General features: G+C 53.1%; 15 protein-coding genes and 2 pseudogenes. 7 read left to right on the top strand and 10 right to left on the bottom strand.

Annotation, left to right across the window (positions count from 1 at the left end):
• Window positions 1–112 precede the first annotated feature (112 nt).
• The 3 genes from A0V43_RS12285 (at window position 113) to A0V43_RS12295 (ending at window position 2,831) form a co-directional block, all read left to right on the top strand.
• Window positions 113–1,042 carry a 1,4-dihydroxy-2-naphthoate polyprenyltransferase gene (locus A0V43_RS12285; RefSeq protein ID WP_063193198.1) on the top strand — a complete coding sequence of 310 codons (930 nt, stop codon included), beginning with the start codon at window positions 113–115 and terminating at the stop codon, window positions 1,040–1,042.
• Window positions 1,043–1,127: 85 nt separating this feature from the next.
• The gene (locus A0V43_RS12290; RefSeq protein ID WP_063193199.1) at window positions 1,128–1,937 is read left to right on the top strand and encodes a yteA family sporulation protein; all 810 of its coding nucleotides are present in this window, start codon (window positions 1,128–1,130) and stop codon (window positions 1,935–1,937) included.
• Between the two features lie 99 nt (window positions 1,938–2,036).
• Window positions 2,037–2,831, top strand: a complete 795-nt coding sequence (locus A0V43_RS12295; protein WP_011232351.1) for a TIGR00266 family protein — start codon at window positions 2,037–2,039, stop codon at window positions 2,829–2,831.
• Between the two features lie 126 nt (window positions 2,832–2,957).
• Here the strand turns inward: A0V43_RS12295 and A0V43_RS12300 are convergent, their stop codons facing one another.
• The 5 genes and pseudogenes from A0V43_RS12300 to glgB form a co-directional block, all read right to left on the bottom strand.
• Window positions 2,958–5,372, bottom strand: a complete 2,415-nt coding sequence (locus A0V43_RS12300; RefSeq protein ID WP_063193200.1) for a glycogen/starch/alpha-glucan phosphorylase — start codon at window positions 5,370–5,372, stop codon at window positions 2,958–2,960.
• Window positions 5,359–6,816 carry a glycogen synthase GlgA gene (glgA, locus tag A0V43_RS12305; protein WP_063193201.1) on the bottom strand — a complete coding sequence of 486 codons (1,458 nt, stop codon included), beginning with the start codon at window positions 6,814–6,816 and terminating at the stop codon, window positions 5,359–5,361. The genes A0V43_RS12300 and glgA overlap by 14 nt, the downstream gene beginning before the upstream one ends.
• Window positions 6,813–7,847 (bottom strand): GlgC family sugar phosphate nucleotidyltransferase, encoded by a 1,035-nt coding sequence (locus tag A0V43_RS12310; protein ID WP_063193202.1) that lies wholly within the window; start codon window positions 7,845–7,847, stop codon window positions 6,813–6,815. The genes glgA and A0V43_RS12310 overlap by 4 nt, the downstream gene beginning before the upstream one ends.
• Window positions 7,847–9,013: a glucose-1-phosphate adenylyltransferase gene (locus A0V43_RS12315; protein WP_128578026.1), complete on the bottom strand. Its 1,167-nt coding sequence runs from the start codon at window positions 9,011–9,013 to the stop codon at window positions 7,847–7,849. Before A0V43_RS12315 ends, A0V43_RS12310 begins: the two co-directional genes overlap by 1 nt.
• Window positions 8,895–10,906, bottom strand: a pseudogene (glgB, locus tag A0V43_RS12320) (1,4-alpha-glucan branching enzyme). The gene A0V43_RS12315 and the pseudogene glgB overlap by 119 nt, the downstream one beginning before the upstream one ends.
• A gap of 206 nt (window positions 10,907–11,112) precedes the next feature.
• Here glgB and A0V43_RS12325 point away from each other — a divergent pair.
• Entirely contained in the window at window positions 11,113–12,063 is a 951-nt protein-coding gene (locus A0V43_RS12325) for a cation diffusion facilitator family transporter (RefSeq protein ID WP_013144385.1), read from the top strand.
• A 130-nt stretch (window positions 12,064–12,193) separates the two neighbouring features.
• Window positions 12,194–12,820, top strand: coding sequence for a LysE family translocator (locus tag A0V43_RS12330; RefSeq protein WP_063193203.1), 627 nt, complete (start codon window positions 12,194–12,196; stop codon window positions 12,818–12,820).
• 203 nt (window positions 12,821–13,023) lie between these two features.
• Here A0V43_RS12330 and A0V43_RS12335 read toward each other — a convergent pair whose 3' ends face one another.
• Both A0V43_RS12335 and A0V43_RS12340 read right to left on the bottom strand, forming a co-directional pair.
• Window positions 13,024–13,311, bottom strand: a complete 288-nt coding sequence (locus tag A0V43_RS12335; RefSeq protein WP_013144383.1) for a hypothetical protein — start codon at window positions 13,309–13,311, stop codon at window positions 13,024–13,026.
• Between the two features lie 9 nt (window positions 13,312–13,320).
• On the bottom strand, window positions 13,321–13,875 hold the full coding sequence (locus A0V43_RS12340; protein ID WP_063193204.1) for a GNAT family N-acetyltransferase: 555 nt from the start codon (window positions 13,873–13,875) through the stop codon (window positions 13,321–13,323).
• Between the two features lie 322 nt (window positions 13,876–14,197).
• On the opposite strand from A0V43_RS12340, the gene A0V43_RS12345 reads away from it, so the two are divergent.
• Both A0V43_RS12345 and A0V43_RS12350 read left to right on the top strand, forming a co-directional pair.
• Window positions 14,198–14,824, top strand: coding sequence for a TetR/AcrR family transcriptional regulator (locus tag A0V43_RS12345; protein ID WP_063193205.1), 627 nt, complete (start codon window positions 14,198–14,200; stop codon window positions 14,822–14,824).
• Window positions 14,821–15,723 carry a class I SAM-dependent methyltransferase gene (locus A0V43_RS12350; protein WP_063193206.1) on the top strand — a complete coding sequence of 301 codons (903 nt, stop codon included), beginning with the start codon at window positions 14,821–14,823 and terminating at the stop codon, window positions 15,721–15,723. Before A0V43_RS12345 ends, A0V43_RS12350 begins: the two co-directional genes overlap by 4 nt.
• Window positions 15,724–15,858: 135 nt before the next feature.
• Here the strand turns inward: A0V43_RS12350 and A0V43_RS12355 are convergent, their stop codons facing one another.
• The 3 genes and pseudogenes from A0V43_RS12355 to A0V43_RS12365 form a co-directional block, all read right to left on the bottom strand.
• Window positions 15,859–17,379, bottom strand: a complete 1,521-nt coding sequence (locus A0V43_RS12355; protein WP_206501565.1) for an Ig-like domain-containing protein — start codon at window positions 17,377–17,379, stop codon at window positions 15,859–15,861.
• A gap of 16 nt (window positions 17,380–17,395) precedes the next feature.
• Window positions 17,396–17,614: pseudogene (locus tag A0V43_RS12360) on the bottom strand (iron chelate uptake ABC transporter family permease subunit); the annotation flags it as partial.
• 1 nt (window position 17,615) lies between these two features.
• Entirely contained in the window at window positions 17,616–18,623 is a 1,008-nt protein-coding gene (locus tag A0V43_RS12365) for a FecCD family ABC transporter permease (RefSeq protein WP_236930818.1), read from the bottom strand.
• Between the last annotated feature and the right edge of the window lie 10 nt (window positions 18,624–18,633).

An 18,633-nucleotide genomic window follows, 5' to 3' on the forward strand; every position in this document is an offset into this window, starting at 1 on the left:
ATAATAGGAAATCATTTATCTATCGGGAAGGGTTGACATGCTTTCAACGTTTGCCTACACTTATTTTGGACATAAACGAATGACATTTTCACAGAATCTAAGGGGAATGAATATGCAATCATTCACACATATGGACCATCGCCCGCCGACGCGCCGCGACTGGCGCGTCTTTTGGCGGCTGACGCGCCCGCATACGCTGACGGCGGCATTTGTGCCCGTATGCGTCGGCACGGTGCTGGCGCTTGGCGAAACATCGATCGATTGGCTGCTGTTTGCCGCGATGATGATCGCCTCTTTGTTGATTCAAGCCGCGACGAACATGTTCAACGAATACTACGATTATCAACGCGGCCTTGATTCACCGGAGTCGGTCGGCATCGGCGGCGCCATCGTCCGAGACGGCCTCAAGCCGAAAACAGTGCTGGCGTTGGCGTTTGGCTGTCTTGGGTTGGCTATGCTCATCGGCATCTACATTTGCGCCGAAAGCAGTTGGTGGCTCGCCGTTGTCGGAACGATTTGCATGGCGGCCGGTTATTTTTACACCGGAGGGCCGGTTCCGATCGCCTATACGCCGTTTGGCGAACTGGCGGCTGGGTTTTTTATGGGCTTTGTCATCATTTTGATTTCATTTTTCATCCAAACGGGCCATATCAGCGGCGGCGCCGTGCTCACCGCCATTCCGATTGCGATTTTGGTCGGCGCCATTTTGCTGGCGAACAATATTCGCGACTTGGACGGCGATCGTGAAAAAGGGCGAAAGACGCTCGCCATTTTGATTGGCCGCGATTGGGCCATCCGCCTGCTCGCCGCCATGTTCGCCGTTGCCTTTCTTTGGACGGCCGCGCTTGCGGCGTTTCAGATCGTGCCATTTTGGGCGCTGCTCGCTTTATTGAGCATTCCAAAAGCAATCGCCGCGACGCGCGGATTTATCGGCAAAATCAAGCCGATCGAGATGATGCCGGCCATGAAGGCGACGGCGCAAACGAATACACAGTTCGGCTTTTTGCTCGCCGCTGGCTTGCTCATTGCCCATTGGCTGTAACACGGTCAACATGACCGTGTTTTTTTTTGATTTTCGCCCATACTACACCATATAGACGCTACTGCGAAGGAAGGGATTGCGACTGATGCTGACGAACGAACAGCTTGCCGCCCTCCGCTCAAGACTGCTCGACATGAAACGGGAGACGGAAGACCGGCTGAAGCAAAACGACCATTTCGGCATGATCCGCAGCCACGCCCACGATGCGGTCGGTGAGCTGGCGAGCTACGACAACCATCCGGCCGATGAGGCGACAGAGCTGTATGAGCGGGAAAAAGATCTCGCCCTAAAGGAGCATGCCGAGCGCGAACTTCGCGAGATTGAACGGGCGCTTGGCGCCATCGCCGACGGCACATACGGAACGTGCCGCGTATGCGGCCGGCCGATCCCATACGAACGGCTCGAGGCGCTGCCGACAACACTCTACTGCCGCGAGCACAACCCGGATCAAACGGTGTCGCAAAAGCGGCCGCTTGAAGAGGGCGTGCTCATGCCGCCGTTTGGCAAATTCGATTTCGATGACCGCACGGAATCGGTCGCTTACGACGCAGAAGATGCATGGCAGGAAGTAGCCCGCTACGGCACATCCGACACCCCTTCCGACCTTGGCAAAAACGTCGATTCCTACAGCGAAGTGTATGCCGAGTCGGAAGAGAACGTCGGCTATGTCGAAGACTTGGAAAATTTCGCGGCCGTCGATTTGCATGGCCAACACGTACGTGTGTACCCGACGCGGGAGCATGAGCTGCTGGAAAACATATTGGATGACGAAGGCATCATGTCGAACATCGGCGATTTGCCGGCGTATGAAAAAGACCCGTATACATCGAAAGACAGCTACCGCCGGTACGATGAAAGACCGTCCCAGCAGCATTTTGGGGAAACGACTCCATGAAAAAGGCCATCGGCAAGATGGTCTTTTTTGTGAAACGGGCCAATGCCGTTTTCCGTAGTACAGAGCAGAACGTTATATGATCCGAATGGAGGCGAAATGATGAACGCACATGAGATCGATTACCGGCTGTACGGCGATGACATGCAGTTTGTCGAAATCGAGCTCGACCCATACGAAAGCGTGGTCGCGGAAGCGGGCGGGATGATGATGATGGATGACGGCATCGTCATGGAAACCGTATTTGGCGACGGCTCCTCGTCCGGAAAAGGGTTGCTTGGCCGCCTTGTCGGCGCGGGGAAGCGGCTGCTCACCGGCGAAAGCTTGTTCATGACCGTGTTTACCAACCAAGGAAGCGGCAAGCGCCGCGTCGCCTTCGCCGCTCCGTATCCGGGAAAAATCATCCCGGTCGATTTGAGCGAACTTGGCGGGAAGCTCATCTGCCAAAAAGACTCCTTTTTGTGTGCGGCAAAAGGCGTCTCCGTCGGCATTGAGTTTCAGCGCAAGCTAGGCGCTGGCTTTTTCGGCGGCGAAGGGTTTATTATGCAAAAGTTGGAAGGTGACGGGCTTGCCTTTTTGCACGCCGGCGGAACGATCCACCGCCGCGACTTGCAGCCCGGGGAAACGCTTCGCATTGACACCGGCTGCCTTGTCGCCATGACGAAAGACGTCAACTACGATATTGAATATGTCGGCAACATCAAAACCGCCTTCTTCGGCGGCGAAGGATTGTTTTTGGCCACCGTCACCGGCCCCGGGGCGGTGTGGGTGCAGTCGCTTCCGTTCAGCCGGCTCGCTGACCGCGTCCTCGCAGCCGCCCCGAGCGCCGGCGGACGGTCGGTCGGCGAAGGCAGCATCCTCGGCGGCATCGGCGACTGGCTCGACGGCGACGACTAAGCGAGAAAGGGCGCTCCGGCCAAACGGAACGCCCTTTTGCTTTTATGCCTTCTCCATCGAAATTCCCTAAAAGGACGATGATTGGATGCAAAAGCAGCCCAAAAATGTCCTTTCCAACGTCCTTTCCTAAGTTGAGAAACGTTCCCCCGACGGCAAAAGACCCCAAATTTCGGCGGCGTATTCCGCTACGGTCCGATCGCTGGCGAAACGGCCGGAATGGGCGATGTTGACGGCGCTCATCCGCCACCAGCGCGCCGGATCGCGGTAAGCATCCTCAACCCGCTCGTGCGCCTCGGCATAGGCGGCAAAGTCGCGCAGCACAAAATATTCGTCGTTTTGCGCCAACAGCGAGTCGTAAATCGACTCAAAGTAGTCGCCGACATCAGGGAAAAAGCCGTTGATGAGCTGGTCGACAACTTGCTTGATCCGTTTGTCATGATGGTAATACTCATGCGCTCGATAGCCTCCGTGTTCGTAGTAGCGGAGCACTTCATCGGCCGTCAGCCCGAACAAAAACATGTTTTCCTCCCCGACGGTTTCCTCGATTTCGACGTTCGCTCCATCCAGCGTGCCAAGCGTAACAGCGCCGTTCATCATAAACTTCATGTTGCCCGTCCCGGACGCTTCTTTGCTGGCTGTTGAGATTTGTTCGCTCACATCGGCGGCCGGAATGATTTCTTCCGCGAGCGATACGCGGTAATTTTCCAAAAAAATGACTTTCAGCTGTTCATTTACCTGGTTGTCGTTGTTCACCTTGTCGGCAACAGAATGGATGAGCTTAATGATCCGCTTGGCGTAGTAATAGCCTGGCGACGCTTTCGCTCCGAAAATGAACGTGCGCGGGTGGATCGAAACACGCGGGTCTTCTTTCAGCCGATTGTATAAATGCATAATGTGCAACACGTTTAACAACTGCCGTTTATAAGCGTGCAGCCGTTTCACTTGGACATCAAATATCGACGATTCGTCGACAACAATGCCCGTTTTTTCCGAAATGCGCTTGGCAAGCTTCAGCTTCCGCTGCTGTTTGACCGCAGCCAACGCCTGCTGAAACGCCGGATCGGAAGCATAAGACTTCAGCTCAATCAATGCTTCCGGCTCGCGGATCCAGCGCGGACCAATCGTTTCCGTAATCAACGCCGACAGCTCAGGGTTGGCTTTCAACAGCCAGCGCCGGTGCGTCACCCCGTTCGTTTTGTTGTTGAACTTGTGCGGCGCCCATTCGTAAAACAAGCGCATCTCCCGCTGTTTCAAAATCTCCGTATGCAGTTTCGCCACGCCGTTGACGCTATGGCTCGCAACGACGGCCAAGTGCGCCATTTTCACCATCCCGTGGGCGACGATGGCCATTTGTTCAATCCGCCCCCAATTGCCGGGGTAGCGTTCCCACAGCTCGCGGCAAAACCGTTCGTTGATTTCCTCGACGATCATATAAATGCGCGGCAACAGCGGCTGAAACAGACGAATCGGCCATTTCTCCAACGCTTCCGCCAGCGTCGTATGATTCGTGTACGCGATCGTATGGGTCGTAATGTGCCAAGCCTCTTCCCAGCTCATCCCTTCCTCATCGAGCAAAATGCGCATCAACTCCGGAATCGCGAGCACCGGGTGCGTGTCGTTGATATGAATGGCGACATATTCATGGAGGCGGCGCAAGCTCCCGTGCTGGCGGCGATGGGCGCGAGTGATGCTGCCGAGGCTGGCGGCGGCGAGAAAATACTGCTGCTTTAACCGGAGCAGTTTGCCTTCATCGTGCGTATCGTCCGGGTACAAAAACTCCGAAATGGCTTCCGTCTCCCGCTTGTATTGCATCACATCTTTATGAAGCGGGAACGTTTTCGCCGGCTCGGCGCTCCAAAGCCGGAGCGTGTTGACCGTGTTCGTCCCGAAGCCGATGACCGGCATATCGTACGGCACAGCCATCACGTTTTCGCTGTCGACATGGCGGAACACAAGGCGGCCGTTTTGTTCCGACACCTCGACCCTTCCCCAGAAGCGAACTTCGACCGCCAGCTCTTCTTTCCGGATTTCCCAAACGTTCCCGTTTCGCAGCCATTGCTCCGGCAGCTCGACTTGATAGCCGTCAACGATTTTTTGGTCAAACAGCCCGTGTTTATAGCGAATGCCGTGGCCGTGGCCCGGCAAATTCAATGTGGCGAGCGAGTCAAGAAAACAGGCGGCGAGCCGCCCCAGCCCGCCGTTGCCAAGCCCGGCGTCCGCTTCGCATTCCTCAATGTCCTCAAGGCGGATGCCGAGCTCGCGAAGCCCCTCTTCGACCATCGGGCGGACGCCGAGGTTTAACAAGTTGCTTCCGAGCAAACGGCCGAGCAAAAACTCGATCGACAAATAGTACACCTGCTTCCGCCGCTCCGCCCGGCAGCGCTCGTTCGTCGCGATCCAATGGCGGCTGATATGTTCGCGTACCATATGGCCAAGGACATGATAATGATCGCGCGCCGTCGACTCCGCAAACGGTTTGCCGCACAACGCCTCGACCCGCGTCACAAACGCCCGTTGAAACGTTTCTTTATCCGCGAACAAGCGTGTCTTCCCCCTTTTTGTTCAGCTGTTCGTACGCTTTTCGATACTCCCTCGCCGACCGGCGCCAGCTGTAATCGCCGCGCATCGCCCGCTCCATGAGCCGCTCCCAGACAGATGGCTGGTGGTAGAACGACAGCGCCCTGCGGATCGTGTACAACATGTCATGGGCATTAAAGTTCGTAAAGCTGAACCCGTTTCCCTCTCCTGTAAATTCATTGTACGATTGCACCGTATCGTTCAGCCCACCCGTTTCCCGAACGATCGGGATCGTCCCGTACCGAAGCGCGATCATTTGGCTCAACCCGCACGGTTCAAATAATGACGGCATTAAAAACAAGTCCGAGCCCGCATAGATTTGATGGGCGAGCGGTTCGTGAAAGCCGATGTACACCCCGACTTTGTCCGGATAGGCCGCTGCCATTTGCGAGAAAAACTGTTCAAAGCGCCAATCCCCCGTTCCAAGCACAACAAGCTGCATCTCTTCCTGCATCAGATCATGGAAGACGCACGTGACTAAATCGAGTCCTTTTTGCGCCGTCATTCGCGTCACCATCGCGACAACGGGCGCATCATCCCGCTCTGGCAGACCGAACCGCCGCTGCAGGGCGCGCTTGTTGAATTTTTTTCTTTCCCGCGTATGTACGCTATAGGTCGCCGCCAAAAACGGATCGGTTTCCGGGTTGTAAAACTCGTCGTCAATGCCGTTTAAAATGCCAAGCAAATCATCCCGCCGCGCCCGCAACAGCCCGTCAAGCCGCTCGCCGTAATAGGCGGTTTGAATCTCTTCTTTGTACGTCGGGCTGACCGTCGTAATCAAATCGGAGGCGACAAGCGCCCCTTTCATAAAGCTGACGCTTCCGTAAAACTCGAGATGGTCGACGGTGAAATACCGTCCGTCCAAATTCAACAAATCCTCTAAAATCCCGCGCGGAAACAGCCCTTGAAACTGCAAGTTGTGAATCGTAAAGATCGTGCGGATATCCGCATAAAACGGATCATGACGGTATTGCTCGCGCAGCAAAAATGGAATCATGCCGGTGTGCCAGTCATGGCAATGAATGATGTCGGGCTGAAACCCGATCTCCGGCAGCGCGTCCAGCACCGCCCGGCAAAAATAAGCGAACCGCTCGCCGTCGTCATCATGGCCGTACAGCTGCGGCCGTTTGAAATAGTATTCGTTGTCGATCAAGTAATAGACGACCCCGTCATGCTCGAGCTCCTCAACGCCGCAATACTGGCGGCGCCACCCGACTGGCACGACGAACTCCGCCACTTTGTCCATTCGTTCTTTCCACTTTGAAGCGATTGTTTCATACTTGGGCAACATGACGCGGACATCGACGCCAAGCCGGCGCAGCTCTTTCGGCAGCGCGCCGGCGACGTCGGCCAATCCCCCTGATTTGGCAAACGGGGCGCATTCTGATACGGCAAACAGCACGTTCATCGGCTGGCGACCTCCCCCTGCACCGTTCCTTTGCGAACGACAAACGGCCGCTCCGCCGTCCCTTGCAAAACGACCCCCGGTTCGATTTTCGCATCTTTGTCGACGATGACGCCATCAAGCACGCACCCGTCGCCGATTTGGCATTTTTGCATCACGATGCTGTTCTTCACAACAGCTCCTTTGCCGACTTTCACAGAACGAAACAGGACGCTGTTTTCCACCGTTCCTTCAATGACGCAGCCGTTGGCGATCATCGAGCGCTTCACATTCCCCTCCCGCCCGTATTTCGTCGGCGGCTCGTCTTTCACTTTCGTATAAATCGGCCGCGATGGAAGAAAAAGCTGCTCCCAAGCGCTTCGGTCAAGCAGCGCCATGCTTGCCTGAAAATAGCGGGCGAGCGAATCGATGACGGCCGCATACCCGCTGTATTCATAGTCGCAAATGGACAGCGAATGGCGGTCGTCATGAATGACATCGACGATGCTCCGATAGCCGTGGTCTTTGTAGCCGGCGATCAAATCAAGCAGAAGATACGTCTCCAACACGTACATCTCCAGCGGCTCGCCGCGATGGCAAATTCGCGTCACATCGCAGCCGCGTTCGATATGGCGCTCGAGGACGGCGTCAAAGTCGATGTTGCACACCGTGTAGCTATTGACGATGACCGCATACTTTTGCCGGCTCCGCAAAAAATAGTCGATATGCTGCTCAAAATGGGCGAACGCCCCGACCCGGCGCTCACCGGAAAACAACAAGTCCGGCGATGGGAAGAAAAACAATCCGTCCCGCTTTCGGTTTAAATCCCAATTCTTCCCTGATCCTAAATGGTCCATCAGCGACCGATATTGGTATTTCGGAAAAATCGCGACGCTTTCAATGCCGGAGTTGACCATGCTTGAAAGCACGAAATCAATGAGCCGATACCGCCCGGCAAACGGCACTGCTGCGATGGAACGCCTCTCGACAAGCGGCGCCATTGCCTCCATATACGTGGTCGCGTCGATGACGCCCAACATCACGTTGTTGTTCATTATGCTCCATCCTTCCTTGCAGTGTCCTTATTCCGTTGCTTGATCCACTCGCTCGTTACGAGCACGACGTCATCATCAGCATCGCCCGGGCTCATAGTCGAATGCGGCGGGATGACGATCTCCGGAGTGACGATCGCTCGCTCGACATACGCTCCTTCACCAATGGCCGCCCCCGGCATAATGACGGATTCTTTCACAACCGCTCCCTTGCCGATGCGGGCGCCTTGAAACAGCACTGAGCGCTCCACCGTTCCTTCCACGACGCATCCCTCATTGATGAGAGAATCGCTCACTTCCGCCTCGGGAGCGATGTATTGCGGCGGCTGGTTCGGGTTGACCGAATAAATGCGCCACGAGCGGTCAAACAAGTCAAGTTCATTGTGTTCATCGAGCAAATCCATGTTGGCTTCCCACAAGCTTTTGATGGTGCCGACATCTTTCCAATAGCCTTTGAACGGATAAGCCACGAGCCGCTTGTTCTCCCGAAGCAGCCGCGGAATCACATCTTTGCCGAAGTCGTGCGACGAATGCGGGTCGGCATTGTCGATTTGCAAATACTCCCTCAATAACGGCCAATTGAAAATGTAAATGCCCATCGATGCCAAATTGCTTTTCGGATTGGCCGGCTTTTCGGCAAATTCGACAATCTCCATGTTTTCATTCGTGTTCATAATGCCGAATCGGCTCGCCTCTTCCCACGGCACTTCAATGACGGAAATCGTTGCATCCGCCTGTTTGGCGATATGGTAGTCGAGCATCTGCTGGTAATCCATCTTGTAAATATGATCGCCAGACAGCACGAGAACGTAATCCGGGTCGTATTGTTCAATATAATTCATATTTTGATAAATGGCGTTCGCTGTGCCTTCGTACCATTTGACGCCGGAAGAGGCGGAGTAAGGGGGAAGGACGGTGACGCCCCCGTTTCTTCGATCTAAATCCCATGCGCTTCCGATGCCGATGTACGAGTGCAAAAGAAGCGGCTGATATTGGGTCAACACCCCGACTGTGTCAATGCCCGAGTTCGTGCAATTGCTCAACGTAAAATCAATGATCCGGTACTTCCCCCCAAACGGCACGGCCGGTTTCGCGATGTTTTTCGTCAGCGAGCGAAGCCGGCTTCCTTGCCCGCCGGCCAATAACATGGCGATGCACTTCTTCTTCATTCTGCTTTCTCTCCCCTCGTTTTTGCACTGGCCGCAAAATGGAAATGCCAAACGGCGGAATCGTCATGCGCACATGGTACGGTTTTCCATGAAACGTCTCATGGAAAGCGGGAAGCCGCTTCCCGTTGACATGTCCCGAACCGCCAAACTCCGCTGCATCGCTGTTCATCACTTCGCGGTACGGCGCCAAAAGAGGCACGCCGACTTTGTAATCGTCATACGCCTGATTTGTGAAATTACAAACAATGACCAGCACATCACCTTCTTTTTTCCCCCGGCGGATGAATGAGAAAATACTTTGCTCGGCATTATGAACGTCAATCCATTCAAACCCCCTCGGATCATGATCAAGCTCGTAAAACGGCTTATACCGTTTATAGCAGGCGATCAGCTGCTTCACATATTCGTCCATTTTCCGGTGCAATTCAAAATCGAACAGCACCCAGTCGAGCTCTCCCTCAAACTTCCATTCATCAAACTGGGCAAACTCACTGCCCATAAACAGCAGCTTTTTCCCAGGGTGGGCCATCATGTAGCCATACAATAGGCGCAGCTGGGCGAACTTCTCTTCGTACGACCCAGGCATTTTATTGAGCAGCGATTTTTTGCCATGCACCACTTCATCATGGGAAAATGGCAAAATGAAATTTTCCGAATACGCATAAAGGAGGGAAAAACTGACTTGGTTATGGGCGTATTTCCGCTCATGCGGCGGCGTTTCCATATACTTCAGCATGTCGTTCATCCAGCCCATGTTCCACTTGTAGTTAAACCCAAGGCCGCCATCGTACGTCGGCGCGGTCACCCGAGGCCAGTCGGTCGAATCTTCAGCGATCATCAAGACGTTCGGCTCATAGGCAAACACCGCCTCATTCAACTGGCGCAAAAACTCGACCGCATACGGATTTTCGTACAGCCTATCATTGTTCGGCCAATAAAGCATATTAGCGACCGCATCGACGCGAAACCCGTCCACATGGTAATACTCCAGCCAAAACAACGCATTGGAGATCAGAAAACTGCGCACTTCCGGCTTGCCCAAGTCAAAATTCGCCGTCCCCCAGACGTAATTTTCTCGGTCTTTTTCATTCACGTATTCATACGTCGGTGCGCCGTCAAACATGTACAGCCCGTGGGCGTCCTTGCAAAAATGCCCCGGCACCCAGTCGATGATGACGCCAAGCCCCGCTTGATGGCAGCGGTCGACGAAATACATGAAATCGTGCGGCGTGCCATAGCGGCTTGTCACCGAATAATAGCCGGTCCCTTGATATCCCCACGAACGATCGAGCGGATGCTCGACAAGCGGAAGCAGCTCAATGTGCGTAAATCCGCGCTCCAGCACGTACGGAATGAGTTCGTCGGCCATCTCACGGTACGTATAAAAGCGGCCGTCCGGTTTCTTTTTCCACGAACCGAAATGAAGTTCATAAATGACCATCGGTTGGTCATAAATCCGCTTTCGCCGTTTCTTCCGCTGCCAAGATGAATCATTCCACTCGTATCCTTTCAAATCGTAGACAATCGAGGCGGTATGAGGGCGCAATTCGGAGTAAAAGGCGTACGGGTCGGCTTTCAACAGAACACGGCCATCCGGTGTGATGATCTCATATTTATAGAGATGCCCTTCCAAGTTTTCTGGAACAACGATCGTCCATACCCCTTCGTCGTTCACCTTCGTCAGGGGGAATTCGCCCCATTCCAATCGTTGAAACTGCCGACAAGACGGACTTCCCGCGCATGGGGCGCCCACACGCAAAAGCGAGTGCCGACCGCTCCGCCGTCGCGGATGACATGAGCGCCGAACAGCTCATAACTTTGATACAAACGGCCTTCATGAAACAAATACACTTCTAAATCTGTCGGATTCGCCGCAATCAAGCTGGATCGCATCCTTTCCGAAGCAAAATGATGGCCATACACAACATTGATTCCTATTCGCCAACAGAAGGCTTCATTCCTTGAATGCTTCGTCTATATTTTTAGACAAATTCCAACAACCGCTGTTTCTGGCTGTCGAAATTTCATTTGCACACAGGCAGATTTTTATATTATAATATATATAAGTTGATAATTATTATAAATAACGGAGGTGCATTATGGCTCCAACACTGTACGATTTTCATCATCTCCCGCACGTCAAAACGCAAAATGAATCGAAAAAAGCGCTCTGGGTGACGCTTTTGTTGACCATGTTTTTCACCGCCGTCGAAATCATTGGCGGACTGATTTCCAACTCACTCGCCCTCTTGTCCGATTCGGCCCATATGGCATCCGATGTATTGGCGCTTGGCTTAAGCATGGTCGCCCTCTACATGGCGACGCGCCCGCCGAACCGCCGGTTTACGTTCGGCTTTTTGCGGTTTGAAATCATCACATCGTTTTTGAACGGGCTGACGTTGGCCGTCATTGCGCTGTGGATTTTATGGGAAGGCATTCAGCGTTTTCTCCATCCTGAACCGATCAACTTTCGCCTCATGCTCGGGATCGCAGCGATCGGCCTCGTCGTCAACTTGACGTTGACCATCGTCTTAAGCCGGAGCACGAAAGAGGAAGACAATTTGAACGTTCAGAGCGCCCTTTGGCATTTCATCGGCGACTTGATTAGCTCGATCGGCGTCATCGTTTCCGCGCTGCTCATTTACTTCACCGGCTGGACGGTGTTCGACCCGATCATCAGCTTAGTGATCGCCGCCATCATTTTCACAGGCGGGGCGAAAATTATGCGCGAATCGTATCTCATCTTAATGGAAGCCGTGCCAGATGGGTTCGACCTCGAACAAATCCGCGCCGATATTCGAAAGATCGAAGGGGTCGAAGACGTGCACGACATGCACTTATGGGCCATCTCAACCGACCATTACTCGCTGTCGGCTCATGTGTTTGTCAACGAACGCATCCAGCCGCTATGCGTCATCTTGGCGGTGAATGAAATGTTGAAGGAAAAATACGGAATCGAGCACGCCACCATCCAGGTGGAGCACGCCATGCTCCATGACCATGGCCGCTATGGCCGGGCGTTTTTGGAGAAAAAAGCTTCCCATGAATAGGAAATGCCGCCTCTGCTTTGAATGGCATGGGCGGCTTTTTCGTTTGTCCATTTTCCCTTTCAAACAAAAAGGAATCAATACGATCCGCGGCGAACATATAGAGTCATCATGCCGAAGGAAGGGATGCCTCATGGGAATCGGAACGATCTTCGCGTTTTTAGGCGTCGCCATTTTGCTTACGTTAGCGCCAGGGCCAGACATTTTGTTCGTCATCGCCCAAAGCCTGTCCCAAGGCAAACAGGCGGGCATCGCCACCGCGCTCGGGCTGTGCTCCGGCCTGCTTGTCCACATCAGCGCAGCCATGCTTGGCGTCTCGGCTGTCATTTACCAATCCGCCTTGGCGTTTGCCATCGTCAAGTACGCCGGCGCCGCGTATTTGCTGTACTTGGCATGGCAGGCGTTCCGCGAAAAAGACAGCAGTCTCGCCTTTGGGCGGCAGAAGCCAATGGCATACGCCTCGCTGTACAAAAAAGGCATTGTCATGAACGTGCTCAACCCGAAAGTGTCGCTCTTCTTTTTGGCGCTCCTGCCGCAGTTCGTTGATCCGTCAGCGGGCCGCGTGCCGCAACAGATGTTGCTTCTTGGCGCCGTCTTTCTCGCTCAAGCGCTCGCCGTCTTCACCTTGGTGAGCATCGGCGCGGAAAAACTGCGCCATTGGCTCTTGGCCAACACCGCCATCACGAAGCGAATCCATTGGCTCAAAGGCGCCATCTTCGCCCTAATCGGCATTCAAATCGCCTTCAGCGAGCGTTCGTAGCGGCGCGCGGCCAGGAGCGGCCGCTCCTTTCTGCGAGCAGCCCCCAACACCTCTTTTACTCAAAAAAGCGCCGCGCCTCCTAGAAGACCGGTGAAAAACAACGGATTCGCTCGATTTGCGAGAAGTCGAAAGGGATAAAGTTATGGTGTTGCAAGGTTTTTCAATTTGAGAAACGCTGTTGGGGAGCAACATTTCCCCTTAAATCACAAGCCTTCTAGGAGAAGCAACGGCAGAAACAACAGCACATCGGGACCAAATGACAAAAGATTGGGCATTTCAACCAAAACCAACATGGCGGCCTTTCTCTCGCAGGCCGCCATCCGTTTGTATTGTTCCCGCTGCGGCTTCATGAGCCTGACGCCAAGCGGCAACAACCTCATTCCCTTGTCTCTCACGTTCTCCCTCCTTGTCACGCCGACCGCCGCACCGAAGCGCAAACCGGCGCAATAGAAAGGAAGGAAATGCTCATCGAGCGATCTCCCCGCACTCATCCGCCGAACCTACTTGACAAAGCGGGCCATCAAAATCAAATCCCAATACGTCCCGTCATCGATTTTTGCAGCTTTTTTCTTCACGCCTTCTTCCACAAATCCAAACTTTTGATACAATCGAATCGCGTTCGTGTTGTCAGCGACGACTTCGAGGCAAACTTTTTCAATCAAAGGATTTTCTTTTGCCCAATCAAGGAGCGCTGCAAGCAACGCCGCGCCGATCCCCTGGCCTCGAAAGCCGTTTTTCACGCTCATGCCGAAAGACCCTTGGTGCTTGGTTCGCCGCTTATTTCCATTATGAAAATCTAAAAACCCGATCATCTCTCCGTCATGCTCGGCCAACAGCGCCAACTTTCCAGGATCGTCCGCCATTTTTTGCAGCCATTGGCGTTGTTGCTCTTCTGTGACCGTCACTTCCGCTTCCGTCGTAAGCAAGTAAAGCGCTTCCGCGGTCACGGCCTTGACAAACGCAACGATCCGCTCGGCATCCTCGGGCCATGCCGTCCGTATAACAATCGGTTGGCCGCTTGCCGTCACCAACCGCCTTGGCTGGATGTTTCCCATAGCCATCCTCCTTGCTTGATGTGCATCCGTATAGATTCGTAAGCACGAGGGCAATATCCTGCACGCAAAAGAAAAACCTCTTCTGTCTCATAGTTCGTATTACCGTCAACCATTGGGCCATTCACCAAAAGCCCCGATATATTTTTAGTGATTCGCCTGATGAATGTTGAACCATCCACTTTCGATATGCTCTACGAACACCACCCCAGCTCCCCTTCATCACCATTGTTTTGATGGCTCGTTTGTCAATAAAGTAACCACTTGACAAACAGAAAAACAAGAGTATACTGATAGTATACTTTTGATACTAGGAGTATCAGCTATGAAAGAACATATCGCCGCTGTACACAAACAAACGATTGCCCAAGCCGCTGAGCGGTTGTTTCTCGAACGCGGGTTTGACGGCACGTCAATCAGCGACATTTGCGCAGCGTCGGGATACAGCCGCCGTACGGTGTACCGCTACTTTGACACGAAGGAGGAGATTTTGTACTACATTGTCGCGAATGGTCTCAAACAGTTGCGTGATCGTCTAACCGACATCGTGCAAGCCGAGCAGCCGTTTTTGGCCAAGTACGAACACATTTGTAAAGCAATGCGCGCTTACTACGAATATTGTCCCGTTTCGGCGCGCGCCGTCCGCCAGTTTCGCCCGCCATCGCTGGACGCAGTGACACCCACCATGGAAGCTATTTTCTCTTTAGGAACGGACATCAATGACGCCCTCTCCTGCTGGATCGAGCAAGGCATCGCAGAAGGCGTTGTCCGTGAAACCGCAGACGTCATGATGACCGTGTACGTGTTCTCCGCACAGCTACACGCGTTGTTTGACCTTATCGAAACAAAAGGAGCGTTTTTGCTGCCGACGCTCGGCAAGACGAAAGAACAATTTGTCGCCTACGGCCAGAAGATGATTCTCCATAGCCTCGCAAAGGAGCCATTGCCATGAAACCAAACGAACCGAGCATGACCGCATTGATGTCCTGTTTCGTCCGCGCTTATCATACGGAACACGATACGCCTGTCATATTTCGTGACGATATGGCCAGACAGCTGATCACAGACGAAGAATACAAACAAATCCAAACCTTTCTCGCCAACGGCTTGGGATTTTTTGCCCCCGAGCGGCTTGATGCGGTCTCATCGGACGAAGAGAAAGTGAAATGGATCGTCCAAACGCAGCTCGCTCCGACTCCAATCGCCCGCGCCGCCTATACCGAACGGATCGTCCAACACGAAAAGCGGCTTGGCGCGACGCAGTATGTCATGTTAGGAGCAGGGATGGATACGTTCGCCTTCCGTCATCCAAACAGCGGCCTGACGATATTCGAAGTCGACCATCCCAACACGCAGCAATTCAAGCGCGAACGCATCCACATGGCCAACGGGAAGATGCCAAACTGCTTGCAACTGGTCGCCGCTGATTTTACCAAGGATGACGTGGCTTCCCGATTGCTCGCAGCCGGCTTTCGCCCAAACGAAAAAACGGTGTTCAGCCTGCTTGGCGTCTCATATTATCTAGAAAAAGAGCACTTCTATCGTCTTTTGCACCAACTCGCTCCATTGATGACAGAGGGCAGTTCTATCGTGTTTGATGTTGCCGATGAGCAGCTGTTCACCTCCACCGTCAAGCGGGTGCAAAACACGCTCGCCCTCGCCCGGCAAAGCGGTGAACCGATGAAAGCGGCGTATTCGATCGAGGAACTTGAGAAACAGCTGCAGCATCACCGTCTCCTCATTTTCGAACACGTATCGCCGGAACAAATCCAAGCGGAATTTTTCTCGAACCGAAACGACGATCTGACAGCGTTTGAACATGTCCATTATGTCCATGCGGTGCGCAAATAACATCCAGGAAGGCCTCTGAATTTTGTGATTTTCCATGATTATGTGATATTGAAACATGTCTATTCACCAAAAAATCGACCGAACCCTCTTTAAAGCATCCCGCTTCAAAGAAAGGCTCGGCCGACAGGTTCCTTCTTATTGCCCTTTCGTCACCGTCGCTGTGGTCGCTTCACTATGGTTTTGCGCTTTGTCTTCTTGTGTCACAATGATCATCAGCTGGCCATTGTGGAATGCAGACAGATCGATCGTCTTCGAAAAATTCCCATTCGAGTCCGCCGACGTCCATTCCACGAGAGATTTTTGCCCATCCGTAATGATGATTTGCACCGATGCGTTGCTTTCTGCCGTTCCTGCGATCGTGTACGCCGCTTGATTTTGATTCGTAACAGCTGGCAGGGCGTTCAATGATGGAGCGGCAACAGCTGTATCCTTCCAAACCGTCGCGGTTGCCTCTGGGCTTACATTGCCTGTAACGCTCGTTTGAACGGCTGTAATGGTAATCAGTCCATCGCTTAACGGGGAAATATCCGCTTCTACATGGTATCTCCCGTTTTCTTCCACCGTACCGACTGTGCTGATTTCATTCGTTCCATCGGACAAAGTGACCTCCACTTCCGCTCCTGGCTCTCCCTTGCCCGTCACCTCATAAGCAGTTGCATCTGCACTGGCGTTCACATATCCTTTATTGTCAATAGACGGCTTGGCCGGAGAAGACAACGATTTGATGAGGACGACACTTGCCATCCGGCTTTCATTCCCCGCTTGATCGATCGTTTTCACACGGATCGCGATCTTCCCGTCCTTCAGAGAAGAAGTATTGATCTCCACTTCATAATTCCCATCTTCATCCACAAGTCCGCTCGCTGAGACGGATTTTTTTCCATCAGCAGCCTCCACCACCACTTTCTCTCCAGGCGTTCCTGTCCCCGTTACTGGATAAGCTTCATAGTTGAAAGCGTTGATATATCCTTCATTCAACAGTTCAGGAGCCTCTATGCTCACATCTTTCCGAAGCACTTTCTTCGATTGTCCGCTTTGGTTTCCTGCCGAATCCACACTAACCGCGGAGACCGTAATCTCTCCTTCCGCCAACTTTCTTGCATCGATCACCGCCCGGAATCTCCCTTTGCCGTCTGCACGCACCGTTTTGGTGATGCGCTGCTTTCCATCGCTCAACAAAACTTGCACAGCGCTATGGGGTTCTGCTGTTCCTTGGACAGCATAAGCGTTCTGCTGCTTGGCATTGATCCATCCTTTATTCGTGATCACCGGAACGGAAGGCGCCTTCGTATCCTTGATAATCTTTTTTTGTACGCGGCTATGCTTCTGTCCCTTGATGATTTGCGTGACAGACACCGTCAAAGTCCCATCTCGTAATGTCGATACGTTGACCGGCGCTTCAAACGATCCGCTCTTTTGAACAACAGTGTCATGAGTGACAGATGCTTTTCCATCAGTGATCACTATTTTGATCTTCGCTCCCTTGAGCCCTTTTCCTTTTACGATATACTCTTTCACAGTTGAAGCATTCACCGGCTGTGCACTTTCAATGGCAAGCTTGGCCGGTTTCGCTGCATATGCTTCAGACTCCGCCGCTCCCGCTATGGCTAAACTGACGGCTGCGAAACTAGAAACCATCCATGTTTTCCAACTCATACCGATCCCCTTTTCATTATAATTTTGCTCGTCGAAGCAGAAAGAGAAAGTACGGCGCACCGATGAATGCCGTTAAGATGCCGACCGGAATTTCAATTGGCGCCGCGATGGTTCTTCCCGCCGTATCCGCGCTGATCATCAAAATCGCTCCTAATAAGGCGCTGACCGGAATGAGCCGCTGATAATCGGCCCTTGTCAACAAACGGGCAAGATGGGGGATGACCAGTCCCACAAATTTACGCATTCCATTCGCCCTGCTTCCTAATCAAATACAAAAAATATGGGCAACCAATGGCGGCGGTAAACACCCCGACAGGAAGTTCAATCGGCTGCGCCACCAAGCGTGCAAGCAAGTCAGCCGTCAAAAGCAACATTCCTCCGCACAAGGCGCTGACCGGAACGATATACGTATAATTCACCCCGACCATTTTTCGGACGATGTGCGGAATGATCAAGCCGATAAACCCAATGACCCCGGATACGGACACCGCACTTCCAGCCAAAATAATAATCATGACTGCCATCACAGTTTTGAGAATCCCCACATGAACACCAAGCCCTTTGGCTGTATCATCGCCGAGCTCCAACAGATCCATTTTCGAAGCGATCATGATGGACAGGAGCAAGCCAGCAAGAGACCACGGAGCGATCAGCGAAACATGGCGCCACGTCAAGCCGTTTAACCCACCGGCCAGCCATGCATATACGGCGGCCGCATCCTGGCCAAGCAAGACCAAAATTCCGACGGTGATCGCATGCAAAAATGCGCTGACCGCCACTCCGGCAAGGGTCAAACGAACCGGGGAAAGGGCGCCTCTCTTCAGAGACAAACTATATACGAGGGCTCCCCCAACCGCCGCCCCCAAAAAGACAAGGGGAGAAAAGAAAAGAAGGGGAAGGCCGGCGAAAAAATACTCGATGAGAACAACCATCGCAGCAGCGCCGGCCGACACTCCCATGATTTTTGGCTCGGCCATTGGATTTTTCGTTAAACATTGCATCATCGCTCCAGCGACCGCCAGATTCGCCCCAATCAAAACCGCCAAAAGCGCACGGGGAAACCGTAGATTCCAGACAACCGTTCGTGCTTTGGATCCATCATCATGCAAAAGGACATCCAGCACTTTTGGAATCGGCACAAAAAACGGACCAGAGACTAAAGAAACGATCATCAACAAAACGATGCCCAATCCTGCAATGACGCTGATCCATATGGCTTTTTTTCCGTATGTCAAAGATGACATCCTCTCGCCG

The sequence above is a fragment of the Geobacillus sp. JS12 genome, from assembly GCF_001592395.1.
Taxonomy (GTDB): Bacteria; Bacillota; Bacilli; order Bacillales; family Anoxybacillaceae; genus Geobacillus; species Geobacillus zalihae.

Bases quoted from the DNA above. Each gene is read 5' to 3' on its own strand.
- A0V43_RS12285 (WP_063193198.1), top strand. From the start codon at position 113: ATGCAATCATTCACACATATGGACCATCGCCCGCCGACGCGCCGCGAC.
- A0V43_RS12290 (WP_063193199.1), top strand. From the start codon at position 1,128: ATGCTGACGAACGAACAGCTTGCCGCCCTCCGCTCAAGACTGCTCGAC.
- A0V43_RS12295 (WP_011232351.1), top strand. From the start codon at position 2,037: ATGAACGCACATGAGATCGATTACCGGCTGTACGGCGATGACATGCAG.
- glgA (WP_063193201.1), bottom strand. From the start codon at position 6,816: ATGAACGTGCTGTTTGCCGTATCAGAATGCGCCCCGTTTGCCAAATCA.
- A0V43_RS12310 (WP_063193202.1), bottom strand. From the start codon at position 7,847: ATGAACAACAACGTGATGTTGGGCGTCATCGACGCGACCACGTATATG.
- A0V43_RS12315 (WP_128578026.1), bottom strand. From the start codon at position 9,013: ATGAAGAAGAAGTGCATCGCCATGTTATTGGCCGGCGGGCAAGGAAGC.
- A0V43_RS12325 (WP_013144385.1), top strand. From the start codon at position 11,113: ATGGCTCCAACACTGTACGATTTTCATCATCTCCCGCACGTCAAAACG.
- A0V43_RS12330 (WP_063193203.1), top strand. From the start codon at position 12,194: ATGGGAATCGGAACGATCTTCGCGTTTTTAGGCGTCGCCATTTTGCTT.
- A0V43_RS12335 (WP_013144383.1), bottom strand. From the start codon at position 13,311: ATGAGTGCGGGGAGATCGCTCGATGAGCATTTCCTTCCTTTCTATTGC.
- A0V43_RS12340 (WP_063193204.1), bottom strand. From the start codon at position 13,875: ATGGGAAACATCCAGCCAAGGCGGTTGGTGACGGCAAGCGGCCAACCG.
- A0V43_RS12345 (WP_063193205.1), top strand. From the start codon at position 14,198: ATGAAAGAACATATCGCCGCTGTACACAAACAAACGATTGCCCAAGCC.
- A0V43_RS12350 (WP_063193206.1), top strand. From the start codon at position 14,821: ATGAAACCAAACGAACCGAGCATGACCGCATTGATGTCCTGTTTCGTC.
- A0V43_RS12355 (WP_206501565.1), bottom strand. From the start codon at position 17,379: ATGAGTTGGAAAACATGGATGGTTTCTAGTTTCGCAGCCGTCAGTTTA.
- A0V43_RS12365 (WP_236930818.1), bottom strand. From the start codon at position 18,623: ATGTCATCTTTGACATACGGAAAAAAAGCCATATGGATCAGCGTCATT.